Raw genomic sequence first — 15,284 nt, 5'->3', positions numbered from 1 at the left:
CCAGTCGGCCCCCAGCGCGTCGATGTCACCCCTGCCCGGGACAGCCGTGGGCGCGCTGTGACCCCTGCTCGTGCCTCGCTGCGGCGCTCTGTCACCGCTGTCAGCCCACCGCTCGCAGTGCGTGTCCTCTCCAGCCGGGAGCGCCGTGCTGTCCCCGTCTCGCCTTGTGCGGCGCGGAGACAGAACCGGTGCACCCGCCGGTGCACGATCCTCGGACACGGAGAGCCCGTGGAGACGCCTCGGCGCCGCGAGCCTGCTTCCGGAAGCTCGCAGACGACGGGCACGCAGCTCGCGGAACGCCTGCTGGATCTCCGCGACCGACAGCAGTCGCTCGTCGGGGCCGACGTCGCCGCCGCTGGCCACACCGCCCGTCACGGCGCCGGCTCCATCGACGTCCTGCAGAAGTGGGCTCACGCGACGGCCGCCAGGTACTGAGCAGCCATGCCGCGCAAGGCGGTCAGCGTGCGGTTCCGCCGCCGGTACAGCGTGCGCGTCGTGATGCCGTGTGCGGCGGCGACCTTCTGGTCGGCGCACCGGTGTTGCCGGTCGCGGCTGCACTCGGTGGCGATCAGCAGTGCGACGTCCTCGGCGTCGACTCCTGAGCGCACCGCCCACTGCAGGAGGTCGACGACGTCGAGGTCCTCCCCTTCCTCGTCGGCGCTCGCAGTTGCTATCCGAGTGATGTCGCCCGTAGCGGTCGGGATCTCGATCCGGTCGGGGTGGTAGCGGCTGCTGGGTCGCAGCTCGGCGAGTACCGCCCGCCGGGTCTCGGCGCGCAGGTTCGCCGCGATCGCTCGAGGCCGGCGCCGCCATGGGTAGCGGCGGATCTGGCACGCGAGTTCGCCGACGACCACGGCGAGGATGTCGGGATTCAAGTCTGCGAGCTGCCTGGCCATCGTCCGCACCAGCCCGCTGAGCAAGTGAAGCGTCAGCAGCAGCGCGTCGTCGTCGCGGCCACCGTCCACAGCGGCCAGCCGGACGAGCGCGGCGAGCACGACGTCGCGGTGGTCGTCCACGCCCTCCTCGGCCCAGACGGCGAGCAGGTCATGGACGCTGCTCAGCCCGATCAGGGCTGTCTCGTTGGCTGCCCAACGGACGAGGATGGCGTCGTCGTCCAGACGTGCGGCGAGCGCCGGCCAGCTGCCGACGATGGTGGGATCGTGGAACATGTGCGGGTCCTCCGGCATCGGTGTGATGCCGTCGAGGCTCTGCAGAGACGTTCAACGAGCCGTCACCCCTCGGCAGGGGTGACAGGGGCGGTCACGTCACCCCTTGACCAGCGCTGTCCCGCTATCGCGTCCAAGGACACGCGGTATCCGGCGGCGGGGGGTGACGGAGCAAGCAGCGAGGGGTGACGCCCGCGAGATTCGACGACGAAGGCGCCCCTGATTCGCTCGCCGCACCTGGCGCGCGTGTATCCCGGAAACCGATCCGCTACCGCGTGATCAGCCTGTCTGGGTTGCGGCATCTATCCCCACGGCAGCAGGGCCCCGCTCGTCCAAGCGGGGCCCTGCTGGTGCGTCAGACGCCGTAGGTGTCAGTCGTCGTCCGAATCGCTGGAGTCGTCGTCCCCACCGCCGGAGCCCGAGTTGGCCGAGCCGGAGCCGGAGTTGTCCGGCTTGGACGCCTCCTCGGCGGCCTCGCGGGCCTGCTCCTCGACCTCCTCGGCCTCGCGGGCCTGCTCCTCAGCCTCCTCGGCGGCCTCGCGGGCCTCCTCCTCAGCCTCACGAGCCTGCTCGGCAGCCTCCTCAGCGGCCTCGCGGGCCTGCTCCTCAGCCTCCTCGGCGGCCCCGCGGGCCTGCTCCTCGGCCTCGGCAGCCAGCCGAGCCGGGTCGTCGGAGTCGTCGGGGCCGTCGCTGTCGTCGGTGTCGGCTGCATCGGGCAGGTCGCCCGGCCCGTCGAGGCCCGAGTCGTCGGTCTCGAGGCTGTCGTCGGAGTCGGGAAGGTCGAACGGCGACACGGTCTCGACCGCGGCGGCCACCGGGTCCTGAAGCGAGGCGGGCAGAGCGCCGACGGCGCCCGCTCCGGTGACACCAGCCACAGCGATGCCGAGGCCTGCGGTGGCCTGCGCCACTGCGCCGGCACCGGCGATCTTGGCCGCTACCGCGGCGAGGCCTTCGAACAGCAACATGTGGGTGGTCCTCCGAGCATCTGGATCGCGCCTTCTGTCGATCCCTTGCCGTTCCATCGGCGCGCCGGGCGTTCAACCTGAGCCGGGGCAACCCCGGAGGGTGGCTGCGCGCTATCCCGCTACCCCGGGAAGCAGATCGGCTTTGCCGGCCAGGGCCAACGCCTCCTCCGGCGCCCGTGGAGCAAGCGCCGCGGCGGCGTTCGGGCGGTTCTCGGTGACGGCGACGCTGGAGCTCCGCAAGGGGATCCCCTGCAGGATGTCGGCGCCGCGAGAGATCGAACCGCCGGGATGTTGCCGTAGGGGTTGACCGGCGAAAATCTGCCGCTGGCCTCAGCGACGCCAAGAAGGCGACTCAGGCCGGCAGGCTAGACGAGGATAGGTGCTGCGGCCCTCAGCCAAACAGCGAAGGGATGGCAGTCAGCAGGGAACCGATGCCGACCAGCAAGAGGCCCTTCAGCTCCCGCTTGACGGAGCCAGTCGCCACACGCCGCACAGACTCCTGGAGCTCGTCGTCGCGGCGCTGGGACTCCGCATGGATTTGGCTGATCTCCTGAATCAATCGTCGCTCGGTCTCGCCGACGGACCTGTCCAGCCGGTACAGCTCACCTTGCAGGCCAGCGAGCCGTTCCCGCACGTACTCGAATTGCTGCTCCGGAGTCGCGTCCGGTGGTAGCCCGACCTCGCCGGTGGCCGTCAGCGTCCCTGTGGCCGAGAGGGTGGCGTTGGCCATGCCACCGAGAACAACTACTTCGCGTCGCTGCCGGAGGACATGCCGACGGAACCAAGCCGTGAGCGCAGTAAGCCTCGGGAAGACCGGCCGCCCGGCGAAGGTCCGGTAGTCGTTAACGGCCGCCGTCCAGGCCAGCGAGATCCCCCAGACGGTGGATGCCAGCCCTGCCAGCGTCACCAGGTGCGCCCAGTCAGCCAGCCAGCGCCCCGCCACGGATGACAGCCTGACATCTGGGCTCGTCCAACCTTCGGCCACCTACCGGCCAGGCGCCGTCCGGCTTCGGCCAGGGGCGTCCAGCGGCCCGTCGTTCAGCACCCGCCCTCCACTCGGGTTCCAGCTTCGACGACCACGGGTCCCGCTGAAGAACCCCATCGGGGCACGGAGGCGAGCGGCGAGTGTGCACTGGCTAGCACGCGGTCACTCATGCGACAACGGCCCGAGGAACAGGGGGCTGACGCTGGCTGGCTCGCGCTCCGGCCACCCGTCCGCAGTTGGCCAGCGCTGGATCCCACCTGGCCGTTCCCTGGTGACGCATGACGTCGTGCTGACCGTCTCGACGCTGGCATGTTCCCCGCCAGGGTGTCGGGGGTCAAAACTATGGTCGGAACATGCTTCGCCGACTCGATCTCAAGGCCCCATGGCGGTCCTTGGACAAGGGCTTCTGGCCTGACAACCTCCCGTCAGGCTGCCGCACAGTGGTCTACGGCCACAACGGCAGCGGCAAGTCCACGCTGTCCGAGCTCCTCCTCAGCCTCGCCGAAGGTTCATGCGCCACGGGTGTTGTCTGGGAGCATGAGGACGGGCAGCGAACCACCGTCGGCTCGGGTGAAGTGAGCCCTTCGTCTTCCATGGCGGTTTTCACGCGCAAGTGGGTTGAAGCGAACCTCGCCGACTTCCTTGACGGCGATAGCGCCTCGGCCATCGTGACTCTTGGGCGGGAGGCCATCGATGCCAAGGACGAAGAGGCGCGACTTGAAGAGGAGGTCAAGCGGTTACGAGCGGACGCAGCCGAAGCTAAGAAGCACGAAAAGGCCGCGGACACCAAGGTTGAGAAGCTGACCCGGGACGTCCAGGACAGGATCATCTCCGAACTCAAGGAGTTCGACTACAACCACTTCACGAAGAACCGCTACTCCATCCCGAAGATCCAAGACGAACTGCGTAAGTACAAGGGCGAGTTCCCCGACAGCAACGCGCACGCGGAGGCATTGAAGCGCTTGGGAGAGGGTGCCCCAGCTCCTGTCGCAGAGCTGCCTCCGCCGCCTGCTGGCATTGCTGGAGGACTGGCTAGGCTCTCCGAACTGTTAGCCGAGACTCCGACCCGAGTGGCCCTTGAAGCCCTTGAAGGGAACCCGACCGCTCAGGCCTGGGTCGAGCAAGGACTCGGGCTGCATAAGGACCTCGACCAGTGTCTCTTCTGCGCGGGAGATATCAGCCGCGACCGGCGCGATCAGCTCGCTTGGCACTTCGACGAGAGCTGGCTTCGAATCCGCGGCCAGGCGAAGGACCTACTTGCCGAAGTCACCCGCGAGAGACAAGCGCTCGCGGCCTGGCATGTCGCGTTGCCGGCCTCCACGGGTCTCGCCAGCGAACTCCGGTCGGTCTACGAGGAAGCGGTGACGCAAGCGAGGGCTGAAGTCGACGAGCATGTGGCCACGCTTACACAGGTCGAGAGCGCACTCAACGCTAAGGTTTCTGACCCCAGCGCGACGCCCGAAGCGCCGGACTGGTCGGTGCTGAACCGCGCACCGTCCATCACGGTGCTCGCCCAGGCGGTCAACGAGCACAATCACCAGGCTCGTCGCCACGAGGAGGTCACCGCTGAGCGGAAGCAGACCGTCCTTGACCATCTGGTGGGGTCACACAGTGGAGCCTTCCGCGACCTCGAAGAACAGGCCAAGGACAGCGCCACAAAGAGCTTGACCAGCAAGAAGGCAGCGGAACTCGCGGAGCGGCGACTGGACGAGGTGCGGCAGGCGCAGTTCACCACCAAGGACATGGCCGACACCCTGACGCGCGACCTCGCCCGCGTCTACGGCAAGGACCATCTCAGCGTTGCTGTCACGGCGGACGGGAAGTCCTACGCCTGTCGACGTGGTGACAAGCCAGGCACAGATCTCAGCCACGGCGAACGGACCACCCTCTCGCTCCTGTACTTTCTCCGGAAGCTCGAGGACGAGCAGGTACCCGGCGGCGACCCCTCGCAGCGGGTCGTGGTGATCGATGACCCGTCAAGCTCGCTCGACCGGGAAGCACTCTTTGCGACCCATCAGTGGCTCATCGACACGCTGAAGGGCTTCGGCCAATACATCATCCTGACCCATGACTTCAGCCTGCTGAGGCTCTTCATCAAGTCCCACAAGAACGCGTGGGGCAGCTCCATGAAGCGAATCACACAGGGCAACGCTGACGAGATTCGCTTCCCGAAGGTTTCGTTCCTCGAGATGTACGCGGCGACAGTCGATGGCGAGCGCCGGTCGAAGGTAGGCAAGCTCCCTCGACTCCTGCTTAACAACACGTCGGAGTACGCCTACCTCTTCTCCATGGTCATGGCTGGGATCGCGGACTCCGAGGACCATGAGCGACTCTTCCTCTTGCCCAATGCAGCTCGCCGGGTCCTTGAGGTCTTCGCCAGCTACAAGGCGCCGCACCGAACGGACTTCTTAAAGCAGCTCGAGGTTCTCGTCCAGGCTCAAGATGGCGAACCGTTCCGCGACGTGTTCGACTTCTGCAACAGGTTCTCGCACGGCGAGGGCAGCGAGAGTGTTGACGTGCTCGACGCCCGTGCTGTCCATGGACAGATTCGGCGATGCATGGAGTTCCTGCGAGCGATCGACAGTGAGCACTTCGAGCGCATGTGCACGGGAACCAACACCGATCCCGCGCTACTGCCGTAGCGGGTGGTGTCCGACTAGATCTCCCGCGGGGACTGACGCCCCCTGCATGTGGGACCAGTCGGGCGCCGAGGACTACTGCAGTTTCTGTTGTTCGCGGTAGGGACTGATTCATGCTGCGACTGTGGTCTGAATGTGTGCTCGATTCAGAGGACGATCGTCGATCGGGCGATCTGCTGACCCCTCGCGCTGCGCCCGCAGGTCGGTCGATGTCCGCGCTGCCTACCTGGCTCGATCTTAGTCGCCAGCAGTTCCTCGACCTCGAGACTCGACTGCCAGCGGCCACGGCGGCGACGTCCGGGAGCCAAGCATCGCGCGGCCGGAGCGCTGGTCCACTATCTGCGCTTACCGAAGACGATGCACCCTGACGGCTTTGGCCATGCCGTCGACCTGCATCCTGCCTCCGCTAATGACTACCAGTGGGCGATACTTGTACTGATAGCGGTAGTAGTACTCCGCCTGCTGCCATACCGACCCGTTCTCGAGCGTAACGACGGTGCTGCCATCCCAGCCCGTCCATGCGCCAGCTATCCGCGATCTCAATGCCTACTTCACCTCCAGCCCTTTTAGCGCCGTTCGGCGCATCTTGCCGCACAGCTCTGACCGATTCGCACGCCTTCGGGGGGTCTCTTCCAGTCAAACCACGTCACTGTCGTGCTCGAGGTAACTCATACATCTCGTGACCGCCGGCGTCATGAGCGCCCCAGGAACCGGCGCAGCCAGCGGCTCAGCCTCGTCAGCACGCCGGCACGGGGAACGTCACCGTAGGTCTGTGCGCGCTGCGCGGTGTCGAGCTTGTGTGTCGCTAGTGCAGCACCTCGCGTCATGGGTCGGCACCAGACCACACGGTTTTGCCGGATCAGGTAGTGCGACCCGCACTCGAACTGTCCGTTGCCCACCGACGGAGACAGGGTCACCCGCCCGTCGAAGGTCAGGATCCAGTCTGCAGGGCCCAGCGGAGTCACGACCCTGACGCCACAGCCGCACGCGCATCGGTGGGAGGCGGTTGCGTACTCCATCGAGACGTACAGGAGCCCGTCGTCCAGGTCTGTCGGCACATACTCGACGAAGACGGGTTCGAGTTCTTCAGACTTCACCGGTCGTGTCCGCCTCCGTCGGGCCGTCATCCTCGGCTTCGTCGTTGCCGTACTGGTTGATGATTTCGTTGGTGTCGATTCGGTACAGGGAGTGCAGTTCGCTCTCGCTGTCGCGGTAGAAACCGCAACGCTTCTTGAATGCGATGACGGCCAGGATGGCGGTGAGCGCGTTGAGCTCGGCCACCTGGATGTTGGATTCGTACTCGTCGCCATCGCCGAGCTCGTAGGAGATCAGCTGGTGGTCCCGGATGTGACCCTGCTGCCCGGGCAGGCTCGTAGTGACGCGGAGAAGCCCGGCCAAGCCATTGGCGTCGTGCCGCACACCCAACCCGGTGTCGATGAAGGGCACTCCCGCGTCGGTCAGCGCGTCGACGATGACCTTCTTGTCCTCGTTCGCATCCATGGCGAGGAACACGAAGCTCATCTCGAGCAGCTCGTCGACGTTGTCCGCTGTCACGTACTGCGCGTGTGGCACGACGCCCCATCGCAGTCGTCCGTACCGGGCTGCGTGGTAGTCCACCTTGAGCGGGGCGGCGTTGAGTTCCTCGATGCTGGCCGCGCCCGGTGACCGGTAGGAGTTGTGAGTGGAGAAGACGTCGCCGTCGTAGACGTGCAGCTCACGGATCGGCGTCTTGGCGAGCAGATCGAGCAGGTATGCGCCGGTCCCTCCAAGACCGACGATCGCGACCTTGGGCAGCGAGATCTTCTCCGCCAGGGCGGTGATGCCTGCGCGGCTGGAGTTCGTGTCCAGGTACTTGAACACGCTGTCGGTCTCGTCCGACACGACCGGCTTGAACGTGGTGGGGATCGCCGTGGGATCGATGGCCTGGGCGTGGCCGACGATCAGCCCGGCGTATGCGACCACCTTGTCGTAGTAGTTGGTGTAGCCGCGGCCGTGCGCCTTCATCGAGGAACTGCACGCCGCCATCAGGCCGCCGGCGAGCTGTATCGGTCCGCGCTGGTGGATCAGAGCCTGGAGCTCCATCCCCTCCTTGCTGTGCGGGATCTCGGTGAACCACATCACGTGGGTCTGCGGCGGAGTAGTGGTCTCGCCCTGGATGTCCAGGGGGCAGACGAGACTGCCGCGGACGACGGTGCCCCCGGCGGTCACGAACGGGACGTCGTCGATGGCCAGGTGACCGGCGAAGATGCGGACGGCGTACCCCTCGTTGACGAGTCGCGACAGATCCGGGCTGTCACGAACGAGTCGTGGCAGTGACATCGAAGCTCGTCCCCTTCTTCTTCACGGTCACCGAGGTGCCGGGCACCAGGGTTCCGCTACCCCCGTGCCCGCCCTTGGCCTTGCGATAGGCCACCGAGTAGATGACGTTGGGGTCCCTGTGGGGGAATCCCAGACCAACCACCTGCTCGTACGTGACGGTCTCGGCGTCAACCTCGAAGCGCGACCCGTTGATCGCGATCTCGTAGTCCTTGTCCTTGGTCGGGTTCTTGGCCGACAGCTCGGCTTCGGTCATCACGCGCTCACTCCCTTGATCCACGCCTGGCTCTCCAGGCGTCGTCGGTAGACGGTAGCAGCTCATCACCCTTAGGGTGATGTGGCGGTGACGACGGCGTGTCGAGGAACGAGGCGGGTCGGCGGACCCGAGTCCGCCCGATAGGTTGTGCCGCATCACCCGATGAGTGAAGGGCCGATGGAGATCGAGTACCTCGATCGCGGAGCGCGTGATGCCGCGAGGCCGCCAGGTGTGCGGCCTCCGGACTGGAGCCATGCCGAGGTCAGCCGCCTGCGCCTCGTCGTTCAATGCATCCGAGCCGCGCGGATTCCCAGCGACGTGCTGTCGCTGCGCTCCCTGCGCCTGCGCACCGATCGCGACGATCCCGGACGGGTCAGGACTGAACTGAGCTCCGACCGCGCCCTCACCCTCGCCTTCAAGGCAGACAGCAGCCCCATCACAGCGATGCTGGATATCGCGCCCACCAGAACGGACTCAGGACGATGAGCGATCGCGTGCCCGACCCGGTGCCAGTCGGCAGATTCCTCGCCGAGGAGATCGAAGCGCACGGGTGGACCCAGGCGGAATTCGCCGCCGTGCTCGGACGACCGGTGCAATTCGTCTCCGAGATCGTAAACGGCAAGAAGGAAGTGACTCGTGAGTCGGCGGCACAGATCGGTGCAGCCCTGGGTCAGACGCCCGAGTTCTGGCTCAGCTTTCAGGATGAATACTTGCTGAGTGAGCAGGCAAAGAGCACCAGGACTCAGCAGGAGTTGTCAGAAGTGCGACGCCGCGCGCGCCTTAACCGATTGGTGCCGGTCGCAACGTTGCGCAAGCGTGGTGTATTAGTTGGAAAAGATCTAGACGAGCTCGAAGAAGAGGTAGCCGAACTCTTAGAGCTGGACAGCATCGACGACGACCCCGCCTTTCACATCGCCGCCCGACGGAGCAACCACGACGAGCCCGTCTCGTCTGTACAAGTCGCCTGGGTGGCATGTGTTAGGCGCGCGGCCCGCAAACGCACGGGCGTGAAGCCGTTTTCGAAGTCCAAGTTAGAGAGACTGGCGGCGCAACTGCCCACACTGCTCAGTAGCCCAGCCGGCTTCCGTGGCCTGCCCGAAAGATTCGCGGACGCTGGCCTCGTCCTCGTCTACGTCGAGGCACTACCGGGGGCAAAGATTGACGGCTGCGCGTTCATGCTCGGCAAGACCCCAACCATTGCGCTCTCAGGGCGAGGTAAACGCTTGGACAAAGTCTTGTGGACGCTATTGCACGAGGTGGCCCACGTCATTCTCGGCCATGTCTCGTCCGAGGTGTTAGTGGAGACGCTGGATGACCAGGACGAAACGGACGACACGGAGAACGAGGCCGACAGGCGAGCGGGCGCCTGGCTTTTGCCTAGGCCGCTCCCGACACCGCCGGCGCGTATCGGCGCGGGATGGGTCGATAGCGTGGCGAGCGAGCGCCGCCTAGCGCCAATCGTGATCGTCGGCCAACTCCAGCAGAGTCAAGTGCTGGACTGGCGCACGACCCTCGCGCGCAACGCCCCGACCGTAACCGGAGTCCTCGAGACTTGGTGAGCTGTACGCCGGCAGTTCTACCTTGGTTGGCCGCTGGTGGCAGGGCGCCACTTTCGGCGTAAAGCCCACGTGTCGCACGCTGCGAAGCGTGCACTCACAGTGCATGCCCCGTCGTCTCCCGTAGGGCCAACCCTTACCGGGAACGCCGCAGATCAGATCGGATGCATCGGACTCGGTGTCCCGTAAGAACCGCCCGAGAGATTGCCCGGTGATGGAGAGGCTATGCGGGGCACTCGTCTGAAGCCACGGGTGGCGACACTGCAACTGGCACTGCCGCGCTGGGCCGGCTCGGGCCGTCCCCGGCGGGCAGGGCGGACTGATCGTCCTACCGCCGTTCGGACGGCTACTGGAAGCCGTTGCAGGTTCGTCGGTCCTTCCGTAGCGGTCCGTACCTCCGACCGCCTCCGTCGTTGGTCAGCCGGCCCTGTTAATCCACTGTCGGCGGAAGAGGATCTCGGCGGTTCTGGGTGGTAGGTCTTCCTCCACCTCGGCGTCGTGGTTGGCCAGAATGCGGGCGACGTAGGCGTCGGCCTCCGCCCGGTTGTCCTGCGCGTCGCAGGCGGCGACCAGGTCGAGCAGCGGCACGTCCTCGTAGCTGCCGGCTTTCAACGCCACATGAGCGGCGGCCGCAGCGAGCTCGGGCTCGCCGGCGGCGAGGTGGTGCGTCGCGACGGTGTGCGCCACGTCGACGATCATGGCGGCGTACTCGTGGTCCAGTCGGGAGTTCTCCTCCACCAGCCAGCTGTATCCGCCGGGCGCGCCCTGCCGCGATGCGGGCAGGTCGAATGGCCGCCCGGTGACCAGGTCAAGAGCGGCGCGCAGGTCGGCGATGCCGTCGACACCGCGGGCCAGCCCGCGGACTCGCAGTCGGCGGAACAGCTCGGCGTCGATGAGGACGTCGTCGATGCGGTAGCGGCCGACCCCGCCGGCGGTGACCCCGGACGGGAGGTAGTCCGCGCCGGTCGCCGGGTTGGTGCCCAACCAGGCGCGCACGATCGAGATCGACTGCCGCACCTTGGTCTTGCCGACGACGTCGGGCTCGTTGGGCCAGATGGCGGTGGCGTAGCGCTCGCTGGTCACGCCCCCGGGCCGGGTGGCGAGGTAGGCGACGATTTCGGTGTAGAACTGCCGCCGCGGGTTGCGCTCGGGCAGGGTGCCCTGCGCCCGCACTTCGACCGGGCCGAGCAGGGTCAACTTCGGCCGCGGGCAGGACGGGTCAGCCCAGTCGGCGAGGTCGGCGTCCAGGGCAGGGTCGGCGAACTCGACCTGGTCGCGAGTGTGTCCGTCGGTGACCGGAGCCAGCGCCTGCAGGTCCTGTTCGGTGGTCGCGGCCCGGTCCAGATAGGTCTGCGCGGACAGCGGTAGCACCGAGTTGGTCATCCAGGCCGCGGTGCCTGCCTGGTGGACCGCCGGCACGGCGTCCGCCTCGGCCGGCGCAGGCGGCTGCCGCCGGCCGGCGCGGGACGGGTCAACTCGAAGGCCGCCGCAAGCGTCGGCGTGCTCGTCCCAGGACTCATCTCCGCGAGAGGGTGGGACCGGGCGGTCGTCGGTGACGGTAGCCAGCGCGAGGACCTGGGCCAGCTGCGCCGCCTCGTCGGCCGGGATCTGCTGCGCGATCAGCTCGACTCCCAGGGCGGGGACGCTGAGCATGCCGGCCTCGTCGACCGTCAGCTGCCATCGGGCGGCCTCCGCGTGGTCCGGGTCGTCGATGAGCACCAACGCGACCGCGCCGCGAGCCCGCTGCTGCTTCATGGCGGTCATCAGCCGTTCCAGCCCGGCGCTGTCCTTGGCAACTTCCGGAGCGATGAGCAGCACGTGCGGCGCCCACGCGTCGCCGGCCACGTCGCGCATCCGGCCCGACAGCACATCGACGTCGGCCATTCGCATGGCCTCGGTGACCGATTCCAGGTGGCCGTCGAGCGCCGCGATCGCCTTCTCGACGTCGTCGGTGTGGGTCAGCCGGTCGGGATTGATCTGGGCCAATTCCTTGCCGAAGCCGACCAGGGTCACCTGCAGCATCTCCGACCACGTGTTGTGCGCGAGCTCGGCAGCGAGGAACCGGGCCAGGTTCAGGCAGCGTTCGGCGTCCCCGGACAGGGACAGGGTCGCGACCCGTTCCAGGTCGAGCAGCCAGTGCTCGCCCTCGGCCGTGTAGCCCACCGACGCGAGCATGGGGAACGGTGCAAAGAAGTACGCCCGCCGCTGCTCGTCGTAGGTCAGTGGATCATCGCGCCGGATCGACCAGCGGGTGCCGGCCGGATCCACCGTCCACGGCTCCGGGGCTCCCGAGGCCGGCTCGGTGAGTACCAGAGTCAGGACGTCGTCGGTCATGCAGGCCGCCACCACGTCGGGCAGGCGAGCGGCGTCGACCCTCGCCAGATCCTGCACCAGCGCCCGCAACGCCTGGTCCAGCCAGGTGACGTCGGCACTGCCGACGCTGCCGGCCTCCTGCAGTGCTCGTTCGACGCGCAGCAGCTCTGGTGGTGCGCTGCCGATCATGCGCCCGGGACGTCGCTGCCGGAACTGCCTGCGGCGGTAGCGCAGCAGCGCGGTCAGCGAGGCCCCGGCCAGCAGCAGCCCACCGCCGGCGGCGAAAGCGACCATCGGCAGCTCCGAGGTGCTACCCGTCGACGTCTCGTCAGGCCTCGCCAGCGACGGCTCGACGCTGTTCGGTGCAGCCGTGGGAGACGAGGTCGGGGCGCTGGTGGCCGGACCGGGCGTGGCGGGAGGCGGCGCATTGCTGCCTGGCGCGGTCGGGTCAGCTGGAGGGGTGCTGCTCGGGGCTGGCGCTGATGGCGGTGCCGGTTCGGTCGTGGGCGGTGCCGGCTCGGCTGCAGGAGGCGCCGGTGCGCTGGGCGCGGGCGTCGCGGGACTGGTCGGGTCGGGGATGCTCAGCGTCCAGCCCGGTCGGATCAGCGACGGGTCGGTGAAGGTGGCACCTCCGGGTTGGCTGCGTCCCCGGTTGAGCTCCCAGGCTTGGCGCCAGTTGTGCCCGCTGCCGGTGATCTCCTCCGTGAGGTCCCACAGGGTGTCACCGGGTTCCACCGTGACGTCCTCGACGACTCTCGCGGTGGTCGGGGCTGGGCCCATCGGCGGCAGGCCGACCGCGTCGGGCGGCAGGACCAGCACCGAGCCCGGGAAGATCTCGTTGTCCGGACCCACCGCGGTCGGGTTGAGCCTGGCGATCTCCGGATACCGCAGCGGGTCCCCGAGATGCCGCTCGGCCAGCGCCCACAGGGTGTCCCGGCGCTGCACCTGGTACGTCGTGGTCGCGACCGGAGGCGCGTGCTCGTCCGGCATCGAGTACGCGACCGGTGTCTGCGCTATGACCGGTGCGCTGGCGTACTGCGCCGACGCCGGGACGGCGGTGGATGTGGCCGCGACCGGCAGCGGTGGCGCCGTTGCGGTGGATGTGGGGCCGCCGGCGGCCAGTGGAGCGACGGTGAAGCCGACCGCGACGGCGGTGACCAGGGCGGCGGCCGGCCGCTGGAAGATCCCCAGCCCGGGGAGGGTCGGAACCGGCCGTACGCGGGCGAACGCCACGATCTCCGCCACTGTCGCGGCGGTGAACAGCGCCCAGCACACCCACACCCCGGTTGCGAGGACGAGCCCGACGAGCTGCCCGTTGTCGCGGGACGTCAGAACGGCGCCGACCTCGCCCAGCGACGGCAGGCTGTCCGGAACCAGGTGCAGCCCCGCCATCAGCACCGGTACGCCGACGACGACGGCGAGCAGCGCCACCAGGGCGCCCACGGCCTTGAGCAGGCGGGCGGAGTGGCCGGTCACGACAGGCCCTCACCGGAGGTGACCCCGACCAGCAGCTGGGCGGTGTGCACGCGGGTCTGGCTGACCGGGATGCCGAGCAGGGGTGTCGAGTCGGTGACGGTCACGCTGACCTGGACGATGCCCGGGCCGGTGACGGTCACCGTGCCGGACGCGCCGGCGTGGTCAAGGTAGGAGCGGGCCGCGGTCGCCGCCAACTGCGCGTCGGTGCTGCCGCCGGTGGGAACGGGGCCGATGGCGATGCTGGCCGCGCGGGCCGCCTCGGCCGAGTACGTGTCGGCGCGGTTGGCGGCCTGTATCGCGGTCCCGGCGTCGACGAGTGCGGTGACCAGGACGCCGACGATGAGCACGATGAAGCAGAACAGCACGGCCACCGACCCGCGGTCCTCCCGGAGTCGAGCGCTGGCTTGCGGGCGGGGTGTCACGACAAGTCCCTGGCAGGGTCGAGCGGGCTGGTGGCGCTGTCGTGCAGCGTCCGGGAGCCGGGCAGGCCGGCCACGCCGATGTCGGACAGGTCGACGGTGCACGACACGGCGACGGTGACCGATGCCGAGGCGCCCGGCGGCGCGCTGAATCCGGAGGTATCGACGCTGACCTGAACGTCGATGCAGTGCAGGCCCTCACTGGTCAGCGCGGTGGTGGCGGTGTCGGTGGCGATCTGCTGAGCCGCGGCGGCAGATCGGGCCAGCGAGGCGTCCCGCGCCGCGATCCCGGCGACGCCGCTGATGCGGTCGCCGGCCAACGCGATCCGGGCGCCGACCACCAGCATGGCCACCAGGAGGAGTCCGACCGGCAGCAGGATCGCCAGCTCCACCGACTCCGAGCCTCGGTCGTCCCGCCACCGCCGTCGGCGGCCGTCCGGAGCCGGCTGCAGGTCGCGGCTCATGGCGAGTCCGGGGTGGTGAAGCGTTCCTTGCCGCGCACCACGGTGACATCGACGGTCGGGACGAACCCGGGCAACGGGATCACGTTGGGCACGCTGGCGGTGACGTGCACCGAAACCGTGGTCGCGGTGTCGGACTCGGTCACCGAGTAGCCGGTGATGGCGCCGGTCCCGAGTCTGGCCAGGTACGTGTCCGCCGCCGCCTGCCCCGCTCCCCCGGCCGCCCCGTGGACGCTGGCGGCGCGGGCTCCGACGTGCGCCGCGGCGTCGGCCGCTTCCCGGGCGAAGTACCACAGCGCGAGCTGCGGGCCGGCCAACAGCAGCGCGACGATGATGGGGAACAGGATCGCGAACTCGACGCTGGATGAGCCCCGCTCGCTTCCGCGGCCGCGGTCTCGGCGGGATCCTGGGCGCGCGACCGGACCGCGCGGCGAGTATGCCGCACGGTTCGGAGTACGCGCCTCGAGCATGTAACCGCTGCCGGTTCTACTGGAACAGCGACGTCTTGCTGGCCACGAACGCGATGGCCGCTGCGCTGACCGCGCCGCCGAGAGCGATGGCCAGGATGACCATGAACGCCTTCTCCGAGGAGTCCGAGCCTCTGTCGTCGGCCACGTGTTCGGCGCGCAGCCAGGCCAGGACCGACAGGGCCATGACGGACAGGGCCGTGACGCACTGCGCGACGACGGCCTGGGGACCTCGGCGGATGGTGGGCTGAAGCATGGGAAACCT

At 68.2% G+C, this 15,284-nt stretch carries 14 protein-coding genes; 3 read left to right on the top strand and 11 right to left on the bottom strand.

All coding sequences use genetic code 11. The features are described 5' to 3' along the window. Positions 1 to 410: 410 nt before the first annotated feature. From BLASA_RS08185 to BLASA_RS08175, 3 genes are all read right to left on the bottom strand, one after another. Positions 411 to 1,169: a hypothetical protein gene (locus BLASA_RS08185; RefSeq protein WP_014375629.1), complete on the bottom strand. Its 759-nt coding sequence runs from the start codon at positions 1,167 to 1,169 to the stop codon at positions 411 to 413. Positions 1,170 to 1,537: 368 nt separating this feature from the next. Continuing rightward, the gene (locus tag BLASA_RS08180; protein ID WP_014375628.1) at positions 1,538 to 2,131 is read right to left on the bottom strand and encodes a hypothetical protein; all 594 of its coding nucleotides are present in this window, start codon (positions 2,129 to 2,131) and stop codon (positions 1,538 to 1,540) included. Between the two features lie 391 nt (positions 2,132 to 2,522). Continuing rightward, the gene (locus tag BLASA_RS08175) at positions 2,523 to 3,074 is read right to left on the bottom strand and encodes a hypothetical protein (RefSeq protein WP_014375626.1); all 552 of its coding nucleotides are present in this window, start codon (positions 3,072 to 3,074) and stop codon (positions 2,523 to 2,525) included. A gap of 395 nt (positions 3,075 to 3,469) precedes the next feature. Between BLASA_RS08175 and BLASA_RS08170 the strand changes: the two genes are divergently transcribed. Continuing rightward, positions 3,470 to 5,758 carry an AAA family ATPase gene (locus tag BLASA_RS08170; protein ID WP_014375625.1) on the top strand — a complete coding sequence of 763 codons (2,289 nt, stop codon included), beginning with the start codon at positions 3,470 to 3,472 and terminating at the stop codon, positions 5,756 to 5,758. Positions 5,759 to 6,447: 689 nt separating this feature from the next. Here BLASA_RS08170 and BLASA_RS08165 read toward each other — a convergent pair. The 3 genes from BLASA_RS08165 to BLASA_RS24955 are packed head-to-tail and all read right to left on the bottom strand — an operon-like array spanning position 6,448 to position 8,327. Next, positions 6,448 to 6,852 carry a DUF6527 family protein gene (locus BLASA_RS08165; protein WP_014375623.1) on the bottom strand — a complete coding sequence of 135 codons (405 nt, stop codon included), beginning with the start codon at positions 6,850 to 6,852 and terminating at the stop codon, positions 6,448 to 6,450. Next, positions 6,842 to 8,074: a ThiF family adenylyltransferase gene (locus BLASA_RS08160; protein WP_014375622.1), complete on the bottom strand. Its 1,233-nt coding sequence runs from the start codon at positions 8,072 to 8,074 to the stop codon at positions 6,842 to 6,844. Before BLASA_RS08160 ends, BLASA_RS08165 begins: the two co-directional genes overlap by 11 nt. Continuing rightward, positions 8,049 to 8,327, bottom strand: coding sequence for a multiubiquitin domain-containing protein (locus tag BLASA_RS24955; protein WP_051004909.1), 279 nt, complete (start codon positions 8,325 to 8,327; stop codon positions 8,049 to 8,051). Before BLASA_RS24955 ends, BLASA_RS08160 begins: the two co-directional genes overlap by 26 nt. A 177-nt stretch (positions 8,328 to 8,504) precedes the next feature. On the opposite strand from BLASA_RS24955, the gene BLASA_RS24950 reads away from it, so the two are divergent. After that, positions 8,505 to 8,813: a hypothetical protein gene (locus BLASA_RS24950; protein ID WP_014375620.1), complete on the top strand. Its 309-nt coding sequence runs from the start codon at positions 8,505 to 8,507 to the stop codon at positions 8,811 to 8,813. Further along, complete coding sequence (locus BLASA_RS08145; RefSeq protein WP_014375619.1) at positions 8,810 to 9,886, top strand: helix-turn-helix transcriptional regulator; 1,077 nt, start codon at positions 8,810 to 8,812, stop codon at positions 9,884 to 9,886. The genes BLASA_RS24950 and BLASA_RS08145 overlap by 4 nt, the downstream gene beginning before the upstream one ends. A gap of 414 nt (positions 9,887 to 10,300) precedes the next feature. Here the strand turns inward: BLASA_RS08145 and BLASA_RS08140 are convergent, their stop codons facing one another. The 5 genes from BLASA_RS08140 to BLASA_RS08120 are packed head-to-tail and all read right to left on the bottom strand — an operon-like array spanning position 10,301 to position 15,275. Beyond that, positions 10,301 to 13,672 carry a LysM peptidoglycan-binding domain-containing protein gene (locus BLASA_RS08140; RefSeq protein WP_014375618.1) on the bottom strand — a complete coding sequence of 1,124 codons (3,372 nt, stop codon included), beginning with the start codon at positions 13,670 to 13,672 and terminating at the stop codon, positions 10,301 to 10,303. Next, positions 13,669 to 14,043, bottom strand: a complete 375-nt coding sequence (locus BLASA_RS08135; RefSeq protein WP_014375617.1) for a hypothetical protein — start codon at positions 14,041 to 14,043, stop codon at positions 13,669 to 13,671. Before BLASA_RS08135 ends, BLASA_RS08140 begins: the two co-directional genes overlap by 4 nt. Positions 14,044 to 14,090: 47 nt before the next feature. Then, positions 14,091 to 14,555: a hypothetical protein gene (locus BLASA_RS08130; protein WP_014375616.1), complete on the bottom strand. Its 465-nt coding sequence runs from the start codon at positions 14,553 to 14,555 to the stop codon at positions 14,091 to 14,093. Beyond that, positions 14,552 to 15,022 (bottom strand): TadE family protein, encoded by a 471-nt coding sequence (locus tag BLASA_RS08125; protein WP_014375615.1) that lies wholly within the window; start codon positions 15,020 to 15,022, stop codon positions 14,552 to 14,554. Before BLASA_RS08125 ends, BLASA_RS08130 begins: the two co-directional genes overlap by 4 nt. 16 nt (positions 15,023 to 15,038) lie before the next feature. Then, positions 15,039 to 15,275, bottom strand: a complete 237-nt coding sequence (locus BLASA_RS08120; protein ID WP_014375614.1) for a hypothetical protein — start codon at positions 15,273 to 15,275, stop codon at positions 15,039 to 15,041. Positions 15,276 to 15,284 lie beyond the last annotated feature (9 nt).

It is taken from the genome of Blastococcus saxobsidens DD2, assembly GCF_000284015.1.
Lineage (GTDB): Bacteria > Actinomycetota > Actinomycetes > Mycobacteriales > Geodermatophilaceae > Blastococcus > Blastococcus saxobsidens_A.
This window is presented reverse-complemented; position numbering and strand designations above follow the sequence as displayed.